Annotated in this window: 13 protein-coding genes; 7 read left to right on the forward strand and 6 right to left on the reverse strand. The window is 58.6% G+C overall.

The window, feature by feature from the left end:
- Positions 1-4 precede the first annotated feature (4 nt).
- The 5 genes from dapB to mepA form a co-directional block, all read right to left on the reverse strand.
- A complete protein-coding gene (gene dapB, locus AVCG78_RS16680; protein ID WP_071202773.1) occupies positions 5-817 on the reverse strand; it encodes a 4-hydroxy-tetrahydrodipicolinate reductase in 813 nt (270 codons plus the stop codon).
- 85 nt (positions 818-902) lie between these two features.
- Positions 903-2,693, reverse strand: coding sequence for an ABC transporter ATP-binding protein (locus tag AVCG78_RS16685; protein ID WP_071202391.1), 1,791 nt, complete (start codon positions 2,691-2,693; stop codon positions 903-905).
- A 104-nt stretch (positions 2,694-2,797) separates the two neighbouring features.
- Positions 2,798-3,820, reverse strand: a complete 1,023-nt coding sequence (locus AVCG78_RS16690; protein WP_012654681.1) for a glucokinase — start codon at positions 3,818-3,820, stop codon at positions 2,798-2,800.
- A gap of 47 nt (positions 3,821-3,867) precedes the next feature.
- The gene (locus tag AVCG78_RS16695) at positions 3,868-4,248 is read right to left on the reverse strand and encodes a methylglyoxal synthase (protein WP_060719362.1); all 381 of its coding nucleotides are present in this window, start codon (positions 4,246-4,248) and stop codon (positions 3,868-3,870) included.
- 83 nt (positions 4,249-4,331) lie between these two features.
- Positions 4,332-5,303 carry a penicillin-insensitive murein endopeptidase gene (gene mepA / locus AVCG78_RS16700; protein WP_234665137.1) on the reverse strand — a complete coding sequence of 324 codons (972 nt, stop codon included), beginning with the start codon at positions 5,301-5,303 and terminating at the stop codon, positions 4,332-4,334.
- Between the two features lie 326 nt (positions 5,304-5,629).
- Here mepA and AVCG78_RS16705 point away from each other — a divergent pair, with 326 nt between their 5' ends.
- From AVCG78_RS16705 to pncB, 7 genes are all read left to right on the forward strand, one after another.
- Positions 5,630-7,525 carry an extracellular solute-binding protein gene (locus tag AVCG78_RS16705; RefSeq protein ID WP_071202393.1) on the forward strand — a complete coding sequence of 632 codons (1,896 nt, stop codon included), beginning with the start codon at positions 5,630-5,632 and terminating at the stop codon, positions 7,523-7,525.
- Between the two features lie 171 nt (positions 7,526-7,696).
- Entirely contained in the window at positions 7,697-8,788 is a 1,092-nt protein-coding gene (locus AVCG78_RS16710; protein ID WP_012654685.1) for a microcin C ABC transporter permease YejB, read from the forward strand.
- Complete coding sequence (locus tag AVCG78_RS16715) at positions 8,788-9,924, forward strand: ABC transporter permease (RefSeq protein WP_060719359.1); 1,137 nt, start codon at positions 8,788-8,790, stop codon at positions 9,922-9,924. The genes AVCG78_RS16710 and AVCG78_RS16715 overlap by 1 nt, the downstream gene beginning before the upstream one ends.
- Positions 9,921-11,549 (forward strand): ABC transporter ATP-binding protein, encoded by a 1,629-nt coding sequence (locus AVCG78_RS16720; RefSeq protein WP_071202395.1) that lies wholly within the window; start codon positions 9,921-9,923, stop codon positions 11,547-11,549. The genes AVCG78_RS16715 and AVCG78_RS16720 overlap by 4 nt, the downstream gene beginning before the upstream one ends.
- Before the next feature lie 29 nt (positions 11,550-11,578).
- Complete coding sequence (locus AVCG78_RS16725; RefSeq protein WP_156582669.1) at positions 11,579-12,541, forward strand: 2-hydroxyacid dehydrogenase; 963 nt, start codon at positions 11,579-11,581, stop codon at positions 12,539-12,541.
- 82 nt (positions 12,542-12,623) lie between these two features.
- Positions 12,624-12,905 carry a hypothetical protein gene (locus AVCG78_RS16730; protein WP_012654689.1) on the forward strand — a complete coding sequence of 94 codons (282 nt, stop codon included), beginning with the start codon at positions 12,624-12,626 and terminating at the stop codon, positions 12,903-12,905.
- 180 nt (positions 12,906-13,085) lie between these two features.
- Positions 13,086-14,390, forward strand: coding sequence for a nicotinate phosphoribosyltransferase (gene pncB, locus AVCG78_RS16735; protein ID WP_071202398.1), 1,305 nt, complete (start codon positions 13,086-13,088; stop codon positions 14,388-14,390).
- Positions 14,391-14,406: 16 nt separating this feature from the next.
- On the opposite strand, the gene AVCG78_RS16740 is transcribed toward pncB, so the two are convergent.
- The gene (locus AVCG78_RS16740; protein WP_071202400.1) at positions 14,407-14,919 is read right to left on the reverse strand and encodes a hypothetical protein; all 513 of its coding nucleotides are present in this window, start codon (positions 14,917-14,919) and stop codon (positions 14,407-14,409) included.
- Between the last annotated feature and the right edge of the window lie 92 nt (positions 14,920-15,011).

The following is a 15,011-nucleotide window of genomic DNA, read 5'->3' on the forward strand; positions in this document are numbered from 1 at the left end:
AACATTATTGCGGAGATGAAAGCCCGAGAACATCGAGCATGGAGTAAAGGCCGGGTTTCTTGTCCTGCGCCCAGAGCGCGGCCTTGACCGCACCGCGTGCGAAGATCGAGCGGTCGCCAGCGCTATGGGAGAGCGTGACGATCTCACCTTCGCCAGCCAGCAGAACGGAATGTTCGCCGATGACAGAGCCGCCGCGCAGCGTTGCAAAGCCGATCGATCCGGGCTCACGCGGGCCGGTATGGCCATCGCGCACTTTGACGGCTTTCTCCGTGAGGTCGATACCGCGCCCCTTGGCGGCTGCTTCCCCCAGAAGAAGGGCGGTGCCTGAGGGCGCATCGACCTTGTGCTTGTGATGCATTTCCAGCACTTCGATATCCCAGCCGGAGGCTTCCAGCGCCTTTGCCGCCTGGGCAACCAGGACCGACAACAGGTTGACGCCGAGGCTCATATTGCCGGATTTGACGATTCTGGCATGGCGCGCTGCCGCCTCGAACCTTGCTTCATCGGCTGGCGAGCATCCCGTTGTGCCAATGATATGAACGATGCGGGCCTGGGCTGCCAATGCGGAAAACTCCACCGAGGTTTCCGGTCTGGTAAAGTCGATCACCCCATCGGCATTGACGAAGGCGGCCAGTGCATCGTCGGTGACGGGAACACCCAATGGACCGACGCCGGCCAGATCACCGGCATCCCTGCCAATCGAGGCGGAACCCGGACGACCCACCGCCGCATGTAGCACAGCACCTTGTGTCTCGCAGATGATGCGCACCAGAGCTTGCCCCATGCGTCCGCTGACGCCAACCACGACCAGCTTCATCGGGCCAGTCTGTGTCGGACCGGTGTTCAATGCAACCGTCATGCCTCTCTCCGTCCTCATTCGTCCTTCTCCGCAGGCTTTGTGCTTACAGTGAAGGACTTCCATTGGTTGCCTGCATATTGTTCAGCCGGGCGTAAAGCCCCTCCGGCCTTTCCGTCAGTGTCCTGTGGTTGCCCATTTCGACCACTCGGCCATCTTGCATCACGACGATCTTGTCGGCCTTTACCACGGTGGACAGCCTGTGCGCGATGACCACGACAGTCCGGCCGTTCATGGCTTCGTCCAATGCCTTCTGTACGGCGGCTTCCGATTCGGTGTCGAGAGCGGATGTCGCTTCGTCCAGAAGCAGGATCGGCGCGTTGCGCACCAGAGCGCGGGCGATGGACAGGCGCTGGCGCTGACCACCGGACAGCGTCAGGCCGTTTTCACCCACCGGTGTTTCATAGCCATAGGGCTGCGCCAGGATGAAATCATGCGCATGGGCAAGGCGCGCGGCTTCTTCCACTTCGGCATCGTTGGCATCAGGGCGGCCATAGCGGATATTGTCGCGGATCGTGCCTTCAAACAGATAGGGATGCTGCGATACATAGGCGATATGCTTGCGCAACGAGGCCTTGGTCACATCGGCAATATCCTGCCCGTCGATCAGGATCTGGCCCTGCGGCGGATCGTAGAACCTTGGGATCAACGTGATGATCGTCGATTTTCCGGCCCCCGATGGCCCGACCAGTGCCGTGGTCTTGCCGCCTTCGGCAGTGATATCGACGCCCTTCAGAATTTCAGGGCCGTTGCCATAGGCAAAATGAATGTCTTTGAACTCGATACGGGCTTCGCTGACCTTCAATTCGCCAGCGCCAGGCTTGTCGCGCTGGTGCGGCTGGGTGTCGAGGATCGCATAGATCATCCGGGCATTGACCACGGCCCGTTCCATCTGGATCTGCAATTTCGCCAGCCGCTTGGCAGGCTCATAGGCCATCAGCAGGGCGGCGATGAAGGAGAAAAAGGCACCCGGCAACATGCCACCGGCAATGGTGCGATAGGAGGCATAGGCAATGACGGCGGCAATGGCGAGACCGGCAAAGCTCTCTGTAATCGGCGAGGTGCGTTCGCTCAAACGGGCAATGCGATTGGCGCGGCTTTCGGCGCTGTCGATAATGCCTTCTACCTTGCGGCCAAGCTCTTCCTCCATGGTGAAGGCCTTGACGACGGCAATGCCCTGGACGCTTTCCTGCATGGCGCCGAGCACCCGGCTGTTGAGCATGACGGAATCCGTCGTCGCCTTGCGCAGCCGCTTGGAAATATAGCGCAGCGAATAGAGAACCGGCGGCGCCACCACGAAAACGATCAGCGTCAGCACCCAGTCCTTGGCGAGCATGACGGCGATCAAGCCGATGAGGCTGAGCAGATCCCGCGCCGTCGAGGTGACGGTCAGGTTCAGGACATCTCTGATACCATTGACATTCTGGCTGACCTGGGCGGCCAGATGCGCCGAGCGGGCCTCGTTGAAATAGCCCATGGACAGTGTCATCAGATGGCTGAACAACCGCTTCTGATAGCGGGCGACAATATTATTGCCAATCTTGGACAAAGCCACCGCCTGGCCATAGCTGGCAAGGCCACGCAGCGAGAAAGCGATGAAGATCGAGACGCAGATGATCCAGACCAGATCGGCGCGCTTGTTGGCAAAGGCCTCGTTAATCACCGTTTCCATGATCCAGGCGGTAAAGGCCGTTGTCAGCGCTACGGTTGCCAGACAGATGATGGCGAAGACATAGCCGCGCACATGATCACGGCCATTTTCGGCGATGACCCGCTTGAGAACGGCGGTGATGCTTTCCGACGATTCTGGCAGGGAGGTCTTGATGGTGTCGCGCAAGAAATGTCTTTCCCATTCGATTGGTCATAGCGACCATCATGGCCGCGCCAGCCGGTCTATAGCCAGTCCGGCTGCTTTTGACCATAGAGCAATGCGCGACGCAATCAACGCTGCCAGCGACGGCCCTCATGCTTCACACCATAGCTTGACGGCGTGCGGGCATAGGCTGCCAGCCCTGAAAGGGCGGCCTGCGGGTGAATGGCGACAAAGGTGGGAATGGTCTTCATCATTTCCGTATGCGGTGCCTTGTCCTCGAAAGCGGCCCGGAAGACCGGGCTCTTCAGCAAGGGGATGATCTTTTGCGAAATGCCGCCGGATAGGAAAACGCCGCCACGGGCCATGAAAACCAGAGCCATATCACCGGCAATCCGGCCAAGATAGGTCACGAACAGTGTCATGGTTTCCACGCAGACCGGATCATTGCCCTTCAGGGCATGCTGGGTCACATCGGCGGGATCGGTCCATACAGGCTCAATGCCATCGGCAGCGCAGATGGCATTGTAGAGATGCAGGATGCCTCGCCCGCACAGGATCTGCTCGCCGGAAATCCGGCCTTCGATCCGCTCGATATGCGGAAAAATCTGCCAATCCCGGTCACTGCGCGGTCCGATATCCACATGGCCGCCTTCGCCGGGAACCGGAAACCAGGTATGATGGGTATAAAGCAGCCCACCAACACCAAGCCCGGTGCCGGGTCCCAGAATGACGCGGGAGTTCAGCGAGGTTTCAGTCAGGGGACCGATCGGTTCGCGGTCGTTGCGCCCCAGTGATGCAGCGGCTAGCGCCTGCGCCTCGAAATCATTGACAACAAGCACGTCGTCAAAGCCGAGATCGGCAATCATCGCCTTCGGGCGGATGACCCAGGGACAATTGGTCAGCGGGATTTCATCATCCTTGATCGGACCAGCCACAGCCAGAATGGCCGATCGCGGCTGGAAGCCGGATTTGTCGAGAATACAATCCTGAATGGCCTGGTCGATGGTCGGGAAATCCGCTGTGTGAATATTGGCAAATTCCTTAGGCGCGGCATGGGCATCCATGAGGATCCAGAAGCGCGCATTGGTGCCGCCGATATCGCCGACAAGAACCGGAAAGGGCATGTGATCATTGTCATGAGGTTTTGGCATTGAAAAATCCATTTCTGGTCACGCGGCTTCGGCCTTGCGGTTTGATATTATTCCGTGATCACGGGCAACAGACGGTCAGCTGTCGCCCGATTGAGCGCCATCGGTGTATCGTAAAGAATAGCCAGTCGCATCAGCGCCTTGACATCAACATCATGGGGCATGGGGGTGAGGGGATCGACGAAGAAGATCAGCATGGCGACCTCTTCCTGGGCAATCATTGCGCCGATTTGCTGGTCGCCGCCCAGAGGGCCACTTTTCATCCTGAGAACGTCCAGTTTCGGACAGGCATCCTGCACCCGTGCGCCGGTCGTGCCGGTGGCGACAATCTGCCATTGCTCAAGAAAACTCTGATGATGGCGGGCAAACGCCGCCATCTGGTCCTTCATCTTGTCATGCGCGATCAGCGCAATCTTCTGGCGCTCAGCCATTGGTTCTCCCCTGAGCGTTTAAATCGATTTGCGGATCTCTTATACCAAGGGGCGGGGAATTGAAAAGCCGCCCCCGCCTAATCTTAGGGGCGCGGCACCGGTGATGGAACGTCCTCACTTGGCAGATTTGCATCGTCAGGTGTGGCCGACGAGGCTTTCACAGAGGCAGACCCCTGACTGACATAGGCCTTGGCGCCGCCGAAGGTCGCCTGTTTCTCGCTGGCGACAGACGGAGCATCCAGCACCGCGGCACAGGCCTTGGGCAGGTCCGAAACCATCACGGGGCGTGGCGGCGGTGGGGGCTTGGCATTCGGGTCGCGTTTCTTCTGTTCCCACGGTTCCTTGGTAAACCACCAGGCCAGCGATTTATCGCAGCCGTCGCCGGGGGCAACAGGTGCTTGCGGCTTGCAACCGGCGGCACCGGGCGGGCAGGAAAGCCGGATATGGAAATGGGCGTCATGGCCATAGATCGGACGGATCTTGCCCATATTGGTCCGGTCGCCCGTCCAGCTCTCGCAGAGTTTCTTCTTGATGGTCGGATTGACGAACAGCCGCTCGACCTGCGGATAGCTTGCTGCCAGCATCAACAGCCGGGCATGGGTCGGTGTCCAGGTCTGCGGATTGATCGTCAGGAATTTATCTTTCAGGATCATCGACGTGAAGGGCAGATCCTCGCGCTGCTGCACCGTCAGGCGCTTCGCTGGCATCGGGGTCAGCCAGATATCGGCGTCCAATCCGATCTGGTGGGAGGCATGGCCATTGGCCATCGGCCCGCCACGCGGCTGGGCGATATCGCCGACCAGCAGGCCCGGCCAGCCGATTTTCGGCGCATCCCGTGACAATTGCTCGATGGTCTGGATCATCGCCGGATTGCCCCAGCGGCGATTGCGCGACAGGCGCATGGCCTGCCAGTTGGGGCCATCCGTCGGCAGGGCGACCGCTCCGCTCATGCAGCCCCGCGCATAGGAACCATAGGGCATGACCGGCCCTGAATTGGGGAGGGTTTCCTGGGGAAAGGCGATCTTGGCCGGTTGATCCGGCCCTGCCATGGCCATGTCGATCCCGAGTGAAAGAACCGCCAGCCCGGCTGTCATCGCCCGCAGCACTGTTGATCGTCGCGTCAAAATTCACCTCATCCTTGCGGAATCATCCGTCTACATGGCAATCAAACTAGGGTTTGTCAGGCAAAAGTGAAACCCGGCTTTCCTCAAAACCGGAGAGTTTGTGTGGGTTTACGTGCCAAAGCCTGTCTTTCGCCCGGTTTTGTCTTATCTTGTCAGCCAAATCACCACGGCATGGTTATCCTTCTCCGTCAGGAATGTGGAAAATCATGCATGGAAAGACATTGTCGGCCATGCTGACGAAATTCGAGGGGTAATTCATGGCTGTCATCCGCGCCGGGGCGAAAATACGCGCATTGTTTTGGGGCTTATTGCTTCTGGGTACTTGCGCCGCACAGGGCTTGACCACCCAGGCTTTCGCAGAGGAGCCGCAATGGCGCCACGCCATCGGCTTGATCGACGCACCCAAATATCCCGAGGGTTTTCAACGCTTCGACTATGTCAATCCCGATGCGCCGAAGGCGGGTGAGTTGAAACTGTCGTCGTTCGGCAGCACCTTCGATACGTTCAATCCGATCGCGGGCAAGGGGCAGTTGGCAGATGGTGTCCAGGTGCTGCTATCGTCGCCCCCTGGTGCATCGCTTGTGACCGAAACCCTGCTCAAATCCTCGCTGGATGAGGATGGTGTCAGCTACGGTCTTCTGGCGGAGGCGCTCGCCTATCCCGATGACGTTTCCTATGTGAAATTTCGGCTGCGGCGTGAGGCCAAATGGGCGGATGGCCAGCCCGTCACCCCGGATGATGTTGTTTTCAGTTTCGATGCCGTCAAGCAGCTCAATCCGGCGGCTGCGATCTATTATAGTCATGTTGTGAAAGCCGAAAAGACCGGTGAACGGGAAGTCACATTCACGTTCGATCAGAAAGGCAACAAGGAACTGCCTTCGATTGTCGGGCAACTCGACGTCGTTCCAAAGCATTGGTGGCAAGCCCAAGGCCCCGATGGCAAGCCGCGTGACATCTCCAAGACAACGCTTGAGCCGATCATGGGATCTGGTCCCTATCGCATCGCCGGGTTTTCGCCAGGTGGATCGGTGCGCTACGAATTGCGGGATGACTATTGGGGCAAGGATATCAACGTCAACATCGGCTACAATAATTTCCGCAGTATATCCTACACCTATTATACCGATATCAATGTCGCATTCGAAGGTTTCCGTTCTGGCGCGACCGATCTGTGGCTTGAAAATTCCGCCATGCGCTGGACCAAGTCCTACGATTTTCCGGCTGCCGTCCAAGGCAGGATCAAGCGCGAGCAGATCCCGAACGATTACCGCAAAGCCGGCTTGATGATGGGCTTCTTCCTCAATACGCGGCGGGAGCAGTTCAAGGATGTGAATGTCCGCAAGGCGCTGAACTACGCTTTCGATTTCGAGGAACTGAACCGCACGGCGTTTTTCGGGCTCTACAAGCGAATCGACAGCTATTTCTATGGCAATGACCTGGCCTCCAGCGGCTTGCCTGATGGTAAGGAGTTGGAGATCCTAAACGGGATCAAGCAATATGTGCCGCCGGAGGTGTTCTCCACGGTCTATAAAAATCCGGTCAGTGGAGACCCCGCAAAGCAGCGTGACAATCTGCGCATGGCCATTTCGCTTTTCGCCAAGGCAGGCTACGAATTGCGCGGCAACCGGATGGTGTCCAAGGCCACCGGCAAACCTTTCACGTTCGAAATTTTGCTGGATGGTCCACTCATCGAGCGGGTGGCATTGCCCTATGCCAATAATCTGAGAAAAATCGGCATCGAGGTCAATGTCCGAAGCGTCGATTCCTCCCAATTCACCAGCCGTTTGCGCAGTTTCGATTATGATGCCGTTTATTATGTCGCCTCGCAATCCACCAATCCAGGCAATGAGCAGCGCGACTACTGGGGGTCGGCCAGTGCCGACACGACGGCTTCGCGCAATTATGCCGGTATAAAGAATCCGGGTATCGATGCCTTGGTCGACCAGATTATCTTTGCGAAAGACCGCGACACTTTGATCGCTACCGTCCACGCCCTCGACCGGATGCTGCTGGCTGGAGCCTATGTCGTGCCGTCTTATACCCGCGGTGATGTGTGGTTTGCCTATTGGGACAAGTTTGCGCATCCGCAAAACCTGCCGGAATTTTCCAGCGGCTTCCCCGATATCTGGTGGGCAAAGCAAGTGTCGAATTGAGCCATTCACTATCATGCGGCGGCATAGGCAGTGACAGCTGCTTTGCAGGCCGCATTTCAGCCGCTACCAATAGGCACGGCGAATCAACGCCCCGAACATACGGCAAGAGCAATAAAGGACGGATGGATTGGCAAAACGTGATGGCATGGTGAAAACGGGAGCGTTCTGCTGATGGGCGCCTATATCCTGCGCCGCCTGCTGTTGATGATCCCGACCATGGTCGGCATCATGGGCATTTCCTTCCTCGTCATCCAGTTTGCCCCCGGCGGTCCGGTGGAACAGGTGGTGGCGCAATTGAGCGGCCAGGGTGACAGCGCCGACCAGCGGCTTTCCGGTGGTGGCGATATCGTCAGCCAGGGCGGCATGGGCGATGGCGGCTCGAACTATCGCGGTGCGCAGGGGCTGGACCCGGATCTGATCAAGAAACTGGAAAAGCAGTTCGGCTTCGACAAGCCGCCACTCACCCGGTTTCTGGACATGATGTGGAACTATATCCGCTTCGATTTCGGCGAGAGCTTTTTCCGCAACACCTCGGTGATTGACCTGATCGTCGAGAAAATGCCGGTCTCGATCTCGCTCGGCGTCTGGGTTCTGTTGCTGTCCTATGCGATTTCGATTCCGCTCGGCATCCGCAAGGCCGTCAAGGACGGCTCGACCTTCGATGTCTGGACCTCCGGCATCGTCGTGGTCGGCTATGCTGTGCCGGGCTTCCTGTTCGGCATTCTGCTAATCGTGCTGTTTGCCGGTGGCTCCTTCTACAATTGGTTTCCGCTGCGTGGCCTGACCTCCGATAATTTCGCCGATCTCAGCTGGTGGCAGAAGATCCTCGATTATTTCTGGCATCTGACCCTGCCGCTGACCGCATTGCTACTTTCGGCCTTTGCCACCACGACGCTGCTTACCAAGAATTCCTTCATCGACGAGATCAAGAAGCAATATGTGGTGACGGCCCGTGCCAAGGGCCTCAGCGAACATCGGGTGCTATACGGCCATGTGTTTCGCAATGCGATGCTGATCGTCATTGCCGGTATTCCCGGCGCTTTCGTCTCGGCCTTCTTCACCGGTTCGCTGCTGATCGAGAATATCTTCTCACTGGATGGCCTGGGACGTCTCGGCTATCTGTCGATCATCAACCGCGATTATCCGATTGTGTTTGCCACGCTTTATATCTTCTCGCTGCTGGGCCTGGTGGTCAGCCTCGTCTCGGATTTGATCTATACCTGGATCGATCCACGCATCGATTTTGACCGGAGGGATGTCTGATGGCAGCCGTTCCCGAACACTTGGCCAAGCCGCCGAAAAAGCCGTTCCTGACCCCGATCAACCGCCGCCGCCTGGAGAATTTCAAGGCCAACCGGCGCGGCTCCTGGTCCTTCTGGATCTTCATGGTTCTGTTCGGACTGAGCCTCTGCGCCGAGCTGATCGCCAATGATCGGCCAATTATCGCCTCCTATAAGGGTGAGATCCTGTTTCCGGTCGCCATCAACTATCCAGAGGAAAAGTTTGGTGGCTTTCTGGCCGTCACCGATTATCGCTCCAGCTTCGTCTCGGACGAGATCAATGCCCATGGCTGGATGATCTGGCCGCCGATCCGCTATTCCTATCGCACGGTGAATTCGGAAATTCCGCAATCGGCCCCGACGCCGCCCTTCTGGTTGATGGACGCCAAGCAGCGTTGCTCGGCCTATCCGAAGGGGGCGGATGACCCCAATTGCATCCTCGGCAACATGAACTGGCTTGGCACCGACGATCAGGCCCGCGATGTCATGGCGCGAATGATTTACGGTTTCCGCATTTCCGTACTGTTCGGTCTGGCGCTGACGATGATTTCCGCCGTGATCGGCGTGTCAGCCGGTGCCGTGCAGGGCTATTTTGGCGGCAAGACCGATCTGCTGATGCAGCGGTTCATCGAGATCTGGTCATCGATCCCACTGCTTTATATCCTGCTGATCATCGCCTCGCTGCTGCCGCCGGGCTTTTTCATTCTGCTTGGCATCATGCTGCTGTTCACCTGGGTGCATTTCGTCGGTATCGTGCGGGCGGAGTTTCTGCGGGCCAGAAATTTTGAATATGTCAACGCCGCCCGGGCGCTTGGGGTTGGCAATTGGACCATCATGCGCCGCCATCTGCTGCCCAATGCCATGGTGGCGACCTTGACCTTCCTGCCCTTCATCCTGTCGGGATCGATCACCACCCTGACTTCGCTGGATTTCCTTGGCCTCGGCATGCCGCCCGGCTCGCCTTCGCTGGGTGAGCTGATTGCCCAGGGCAAGCGCAATCTGCAAGCGCCCTGGCTGGGGCTGACGGCCTTCTTCACCATGGCGATCATGCTGTCCCTGCTGATTTTCGTCGGCGAGGCGGTGCGCGATGCCTTTGATCCGAGGAAGACCTTCAAATGAGCGCGCCTCTTCTCTCCGTCCGCGATCTGTCGGTCGCCTTTCATCAGGGCGAAAGCCAGAGCCTTGCCGTCGATCACGTCAGTTTTGACATTGCATCGGGCGAAATCCTGGCGCTGGTCGGCGAATCCGGCTCCGGCAAATCGGTTTCGGCAGCCTCGATCCTCAAACTTCTGCCCTATCCCGCCGCCAGCCATCCCTCCGGTCAGATCCTGTTTGACGGGCGGGATCTGCTGACCCTGTCGGAACCGGCTTTGCGGGCCGTGCGTGGCAATGACATTACCATGATCTTCCAGGAGCCGATGACCTCGCTCAACCCGCTGCACAGCATCGAGCGGCAGATCGGCGAAATCCTCGAACTCCACCAGTCGCTGACAGGGGACGCCGCCCGCAAGCGGACGCTGGAGCTGCTGCTTCAGGTCGGCATCCGCGAGCCGGAAAAGCGGCTGTCGGCCTTTCCTCATGAATTGTCCGGCGGCCAACGTCAGCGGGTGATGATTGCCATGGCGCTTGCCAACCGGCCAAAGCTGCTAGTGGCCGATGAACCGACCACGGCGCTGGATGTGACGGTGCAGGCGCAAATCCTGGAGCTTCTGGCCGGGCTGAAGCGTGAGCATGGCATGTCCATGCTGTTCATCACCCATGATCTTGGCATTGTCCGTAAATTCGCTGACCGCGTTTGTGTGATGACCGGCGGCAAAATCGTTGAGAGCGGCCCGGTTGAGGCAATTTTCGCCAATCCGCAACATGCCTATACCCAGAAATTGCTGGCATCCGAGCCGCGCGGTGTGCCGCCGGAAACCGATCTAACCAAGCCGGTCGTGATGGAAGGGCAGGAAATCCGTGTCTGGTTCCCGATCAAGGCCGGGTTTCTGCGCCGGGTGGTGGACAATGTGAAGGCCGTGGACGGCGTCGATCTGACGCTGCGCGCTGGACAGACGCTTGGTGTGGTCGGCGAATCCGGCTCCGGCAAGACCACGCTGGGTCTGGCGCTGGCCCGGTTGATCTCGTCCGAAGGCCGGATCGGCTTTCTCGGCAACAATATCGATGGCTATTCATTCAAGCAGATGCGCCCGCTGCGCGACCGTTTGCAAGTGGTGTTCCAGGACCCGTTCGGGGCGCTCAGCCCGCGCATGTCGGTGGGTGATATCATTGCCGAGGGATTGCGAGTGCATGAACGGGGCCTCACGGCAGCAGAGCGCGACAGGCGGGTCTGCTGGGCGCTGGAGGAAGTCGGGCTGGATATCACCACCCGCTGGCGCTATCCGCATGAGTTTTCGGGCGGTCAGCGGCAGCGTATTGCCATTGCCCGTGCCATGGTGCTGAAACCGCGCTTCGTGATGCTGGATGAGCCGACCTCGGCGCTGGACATGACCGTGCAGGCGCAGGTGGTGGATCTGTTGCGCGATTTGCAGAGCCGCCATGACCTCGCCTATCTGTTCATCAGCCACGACCTGAAGGTGGTGAAGGCGCTGGCCAATGACATCATCGTCATGCGATCAGGAAAAGTTGTCGAGCAGGGACCGGCGCAGGAGGTTTTCACCGCGCCGAAACAGGATTATACCAAGGCCCTTCTTGCTGCCGCATTCGACCTCAAGGCCATGAATATCGGTGGTGTCAGCCAATAATACCAGCCTTCTGCAAGGATGCCCCCCGCATGTCCCTCAAGCCTCCCGTGGTGATTGACCTCAAGTTTTCACGCGCCGCCATGCAGGCAGCGCTGGCCGGGGCCTTTCCCGATCGTGAGGTGATCGATCTCGGTGATCCCGAGAACGCTGACAGGGACCTGTCGGCGGCAGCCTATGCAGTTTTGTGGAAGCCGGAGCCATCGCTGTTTACCCGCGCCTCCGGCCTCAAAGTGCTGTTTTCCGGCGGCGCGGGTGTCGATCACGTCCTGACACTGCCGGGCCTCCCAGACCTGCCGATTGTCCGCTTCGTTGACCGCAGCCTGACGGACCGGATGAGCGAATGGGTGCTGCTGAACTGTCTCTATCACCTGCGCCATATGAGCCAATATCTGAGGCAGCAGCGCGAGAAAGTGTGGAGCGAAATTGATCTCCAGCCGGAAGCCCGCGATGTCACCGTCGGCGTCATGGGGCTGGGCGTTCTGGGCCAGGATGCGGCGCGCAAACTGAAGGTGATGGGATTTGACGTCATCGGCTGGTCGCGGCGCAGACGCGAGATCGACGGGATCGACACCTATGACGAGGCCCGGATCGATGAATTTCTGGCCCGTACCGATATCCTTGTCGGCCTCTTGCCGCTGACCCCGGAAACCCGGGGCCTCTACGATAGCAGCCTGTTTTCACGGTTGCGGCAAGGGGGAGCGCTGGGCAAGCCGGTGTTTCTCAATGCCGGTCGCGGTGGAAGCCAGGTGGAAGCAGACGTCATAGCTGCTTTGCAGAAGGGCGTGTTGGGTGCCGCATCGCTTGATGTGTTTGAAAAAGAACCGCTGGCGATGGATAGCCCGCTATGGGCCATGGAAAATGTCGTCGTGACCCCTCATGCCGCAGCGGCATCGGATGTGCGGGCGCTGTTTGCCCATGTGGAGACGCAGATTGCCCGGTTTGAGGCGGGTGAGGCACTGGAGCATGTCGTGGACCGGTCTGCGGGCTACTGATCCCGGAACCTTTGCCGCATCGGTACGTTGGCCTTCATAAGTGTTTACGCTTATGCGTATAAAACAGATGGAGGCTCTCCGCATGGCAGGTCCAGGCAATTTCGACCCCGCTGATAGAAACTTGAACACGACGCCCGAAACGCCGGGAGCAGAGCGCCCGCTGGAGCCGACCGAGGCGCGACAGGGCTTTCGCGGTAAACCTGTCCTGATCGTACTGCTGGCCGGACTGGTTCTGGCGCTGGTTGCGTGGATACCAGCGGAATGGTGGGGCCAGAAAATTGCGCCCTCGACGGACCCGGCGACGGAAACGACGCGCCCGACCACCGCTCCGCAGCAGCCGAGCCAACCAAGCACAACGCCCTGATAGCGATAGACGGGGCCCTGATGGCGAGGGGCGGGTGTATTAGGACAATAATGAAGTTCCCGGCCACTGGACTTTGGTCACAGTTTTTTCGATAAGGTTGGCCCTGAAAAGACCATAGCCATCCGGCTATGGTCGTAATGGCGCGGCCAAAATCAGGCCGCTGGCAGGCGGCGAGGACGAATGGCAAAGACGGATATTGCGAGGCGGGTGTATAACCATGCCTGGAAGCTTGACCCCATCGTGCGCAGTCTGCTCGATACCGATTTCTATAAACTATTGATGTTGCAGATGATCTGGAAGCTCTATCCAGATGTGGATGTGACGTTTACGCTGATTAACCGCACGACAAGAGTGCGGATTGCCGACGAGATCGACGAGGCCGAACTGCGCGCCCAGCTTGATCACGTCCGCACGCTTGGCATCAGCAAGAAAGAGTTGATTTGGCTGGCAGGCAATAGCTTTTATGGCCGCACCCAGATTTTCGAGCCGGAATTTCTGGCCTGGCTCTCAGCAATCCGTCTGCCAGCCTATGAGCTTTCCAAGCGCGACGGCCAATATGAGCTGACCTTCCGGGGGCGATGGATGGAAACCACGCTGTGGGAAATCCCGGCTCTCGCAATCATCAATGAATTGCGGTCGCGGGCTGCGCTGAAATCACTCGGTTATTTCACGCTGGATGTTATCTACGCCCGTGCCAAGGCGAAGATGTGGGAAAAGGTCGAGCGGCTGAAGCAATTGCCGGGCCTGCGAATTTCCGATTTCGGCACCCGTCGCCGCCACAGCTTCCTGTGGCAAAGGTGGTGTGTGGAAGCTCTAAAGGAAGGCATTGGCGAAGCCTTTACCGGCACCAGCAATGTATTGCTGGCTATGGATTCGGATCTTGAAGCCGTTGGCACCAATGCCCATGAATTGCCGATGGTGGCCGCGGCCCTAGCGAAGACCAATGCCGAACTGGCCAATGCGCCCTATAAAGTGCTTCAGGACTGGAACACGCTCTACAACGGCAATTTGCTGATTGTTTTGCCCGATGCCTTCGGTACATCGGCTTTCCTGCGCGATGCGCCACCGTGGGTGGCGGATTGGACGGGTTTTCGTCCCGACAGCGCCCCACCGATTGAGGGCGGCGAGAGGATCATTGCCTGGTGGGAAAAGATGGGGCGCGATCCGCGCCAGAAACTGCTGATCTTTTCCGATGGGCTGGATGTGGACGCCATCATCGACACTTACCGTCATTTTGAAGGCCGGGTGCGAATGAGCTTTGGCTGGGGCACCAACCTCACCAATGATTTCATTGGTTGTGCACCCCATGACATTGCCGGGCTGAAGCCGATTTCCATCGTCTGCAAGATCACCGAAGCCAATGGCCGTCCCGCCGTCAAGCTCTCCGACAATCCTTTGAAGGCCACGGGAGAACCCGCCGAAGTCGAACGCTACCTGAAATTCTTCGGGTCCGAGGACCGTGTGGAACACGCCGTCAAGGTATAAAACCTGTGTCGAGGGGTCAGGAGGATTCGTTTTCGGCAAGCCAGCTTTCGAGCGCCGCGATGGCTTTCAGCCTCAATGCGGCTTTGCGTGCCAGAGCCTTTAACAGGCTCCTGTCATTGGCACCAAAACCGAGTTCCTGCATCACCTCGCCCGGCTTCAGCCGCCGCCGCGCCATGACCGTTTCAATGCGGATAATCGTCTCCGGCAAGAGATAGCGGCCATTGGCAATCGGGCCGGCGGCAGATTTTTGCACGGACATGGTTGACCGGGACACAGCGCTTTCCAGTGCCTCGCCATTTTCCTGGACCGCCAGCCAAGCGATAAACGCCCGACGCTCCTCAGCGCCCGCCTTTTTCCAGGAGTTTTTCAGCTTCTCCAACCGGCTGCGTTGCGGCCGCAGCCCCGCTACTTCAAGCGCGACCCGCAGAGAACCAATACGGCCCGCTAAAAAATCACTGTAAATGCCGGGAAACATTGCGCGGAGACGCTCGACCTCCGCAGCTTTCATCTGTTTTTCTGCTTTCGCCATCGTCCGATCACCACTGCTTTTTCGAAGCGGTGTATCCGGGTTCAGACCGTAAGGCGAGCTGGAAAGCGGGTTTGTCGTCGTTGAATGACAGG

Source organism: Gillisella vitis, from assembly GCF_021559775.1.
Classification (GTDB): domain Bacteria; phylum Pseudomonadota; class Alphaproteobacteria; order Rhizobiales; family Rhizobiaceae; genus Allorhizobium; species Allorhizobium ampelinum.

Excerpts from the sequence above, each read along its gene's own strand:
- dapB (WP_071202773.1), bottom strand. The coding sequence starts at position 817 with ATGAAGCTGGTCGTGGTTGGCGTCAGCGGACGCATGGGGCAAGCTCTG.
- AVCG78_RS16690 (WP_012654681.1), bottom strand. The coding sequence starts at position 3,820 with ATGCCAAAACCTCATGACAATGATCACATGCCCTTTCCGGTTCTTGTC.
- AVCG78_RS16695 (WP_060719362.1), bottom strand. The coding sequence starts at position 4,248 with ATGGCTGAGCGCCAGAAGATTGCGCTGATCGCGCATGACAAGATGAAG.
- mepA (WP_234665137.1), bottom strand. The coding sequence starts at position 5,303 with ATGGCCATGGCAGGGCCGGATCAACCGGCCAAGATCGCCTTTCCCCAG.
- AVCG78_RS16705 (WP_071202393.1), top strand. The coding sequence starts at position 5,630 with ATGGCTGTCATCCGCGCCGGGGCGAAAATACGCGCATTGTTTTGGGGC.
- AVCG78_RS16710 (WP_012654685.1), top strand. The coding sequence starts at position 7,697 with ATGGGCGCCTATATCCTGCGCCGCCTGCTGTTGATGATCCCGACCATG.
- AVCG78_RS16715 (WP_060719359.1), top strand. The coding sequence starts at position 8,788 with ATGGCAGCCGTTCCCGAACACTTGGCCAAGCCGCCGAAAAAGCCGTTC.
- AVCG78_RS16720 (WP_071202395.1), top strand. The coding sequence starts at position 9,921 with ATGAGCGCGCCTCTTCTCTCCGTCCGCGATCTGTCGGTCGCCTTTCAT.
- AVCG78_RS16725 (WP_156582669.1), top strand. The coding sequence starts at position 11,579 with ATGTCCCTCAAGCCTCCCGTGGTGATTGACCTCAAGTTTTCACGCGCC.
- AVCG78_RS16730 (WP_012654689.1), top strand. The coding sequence starts at position 12,624 with ATGGCAGGTCCAGGCAATTTCGACCCCGCTGATAGAAACTTGAACACG.
- pncB (WP_071202398.1), top strand. The coding sequence starts at position 13,086 with ATGGCAAAGACGGATATTGCGAGGCGGGTGTATAACCATGCCTGGAAG.
- AVCG78_RS16740 (WP_071202400.1), bottom strand. The coding sequence starts at position 14,919 with ATGGCGAAAGCAGAAAAACAGATGAAAGCTGCGGAGGTCGAGCGTCTC.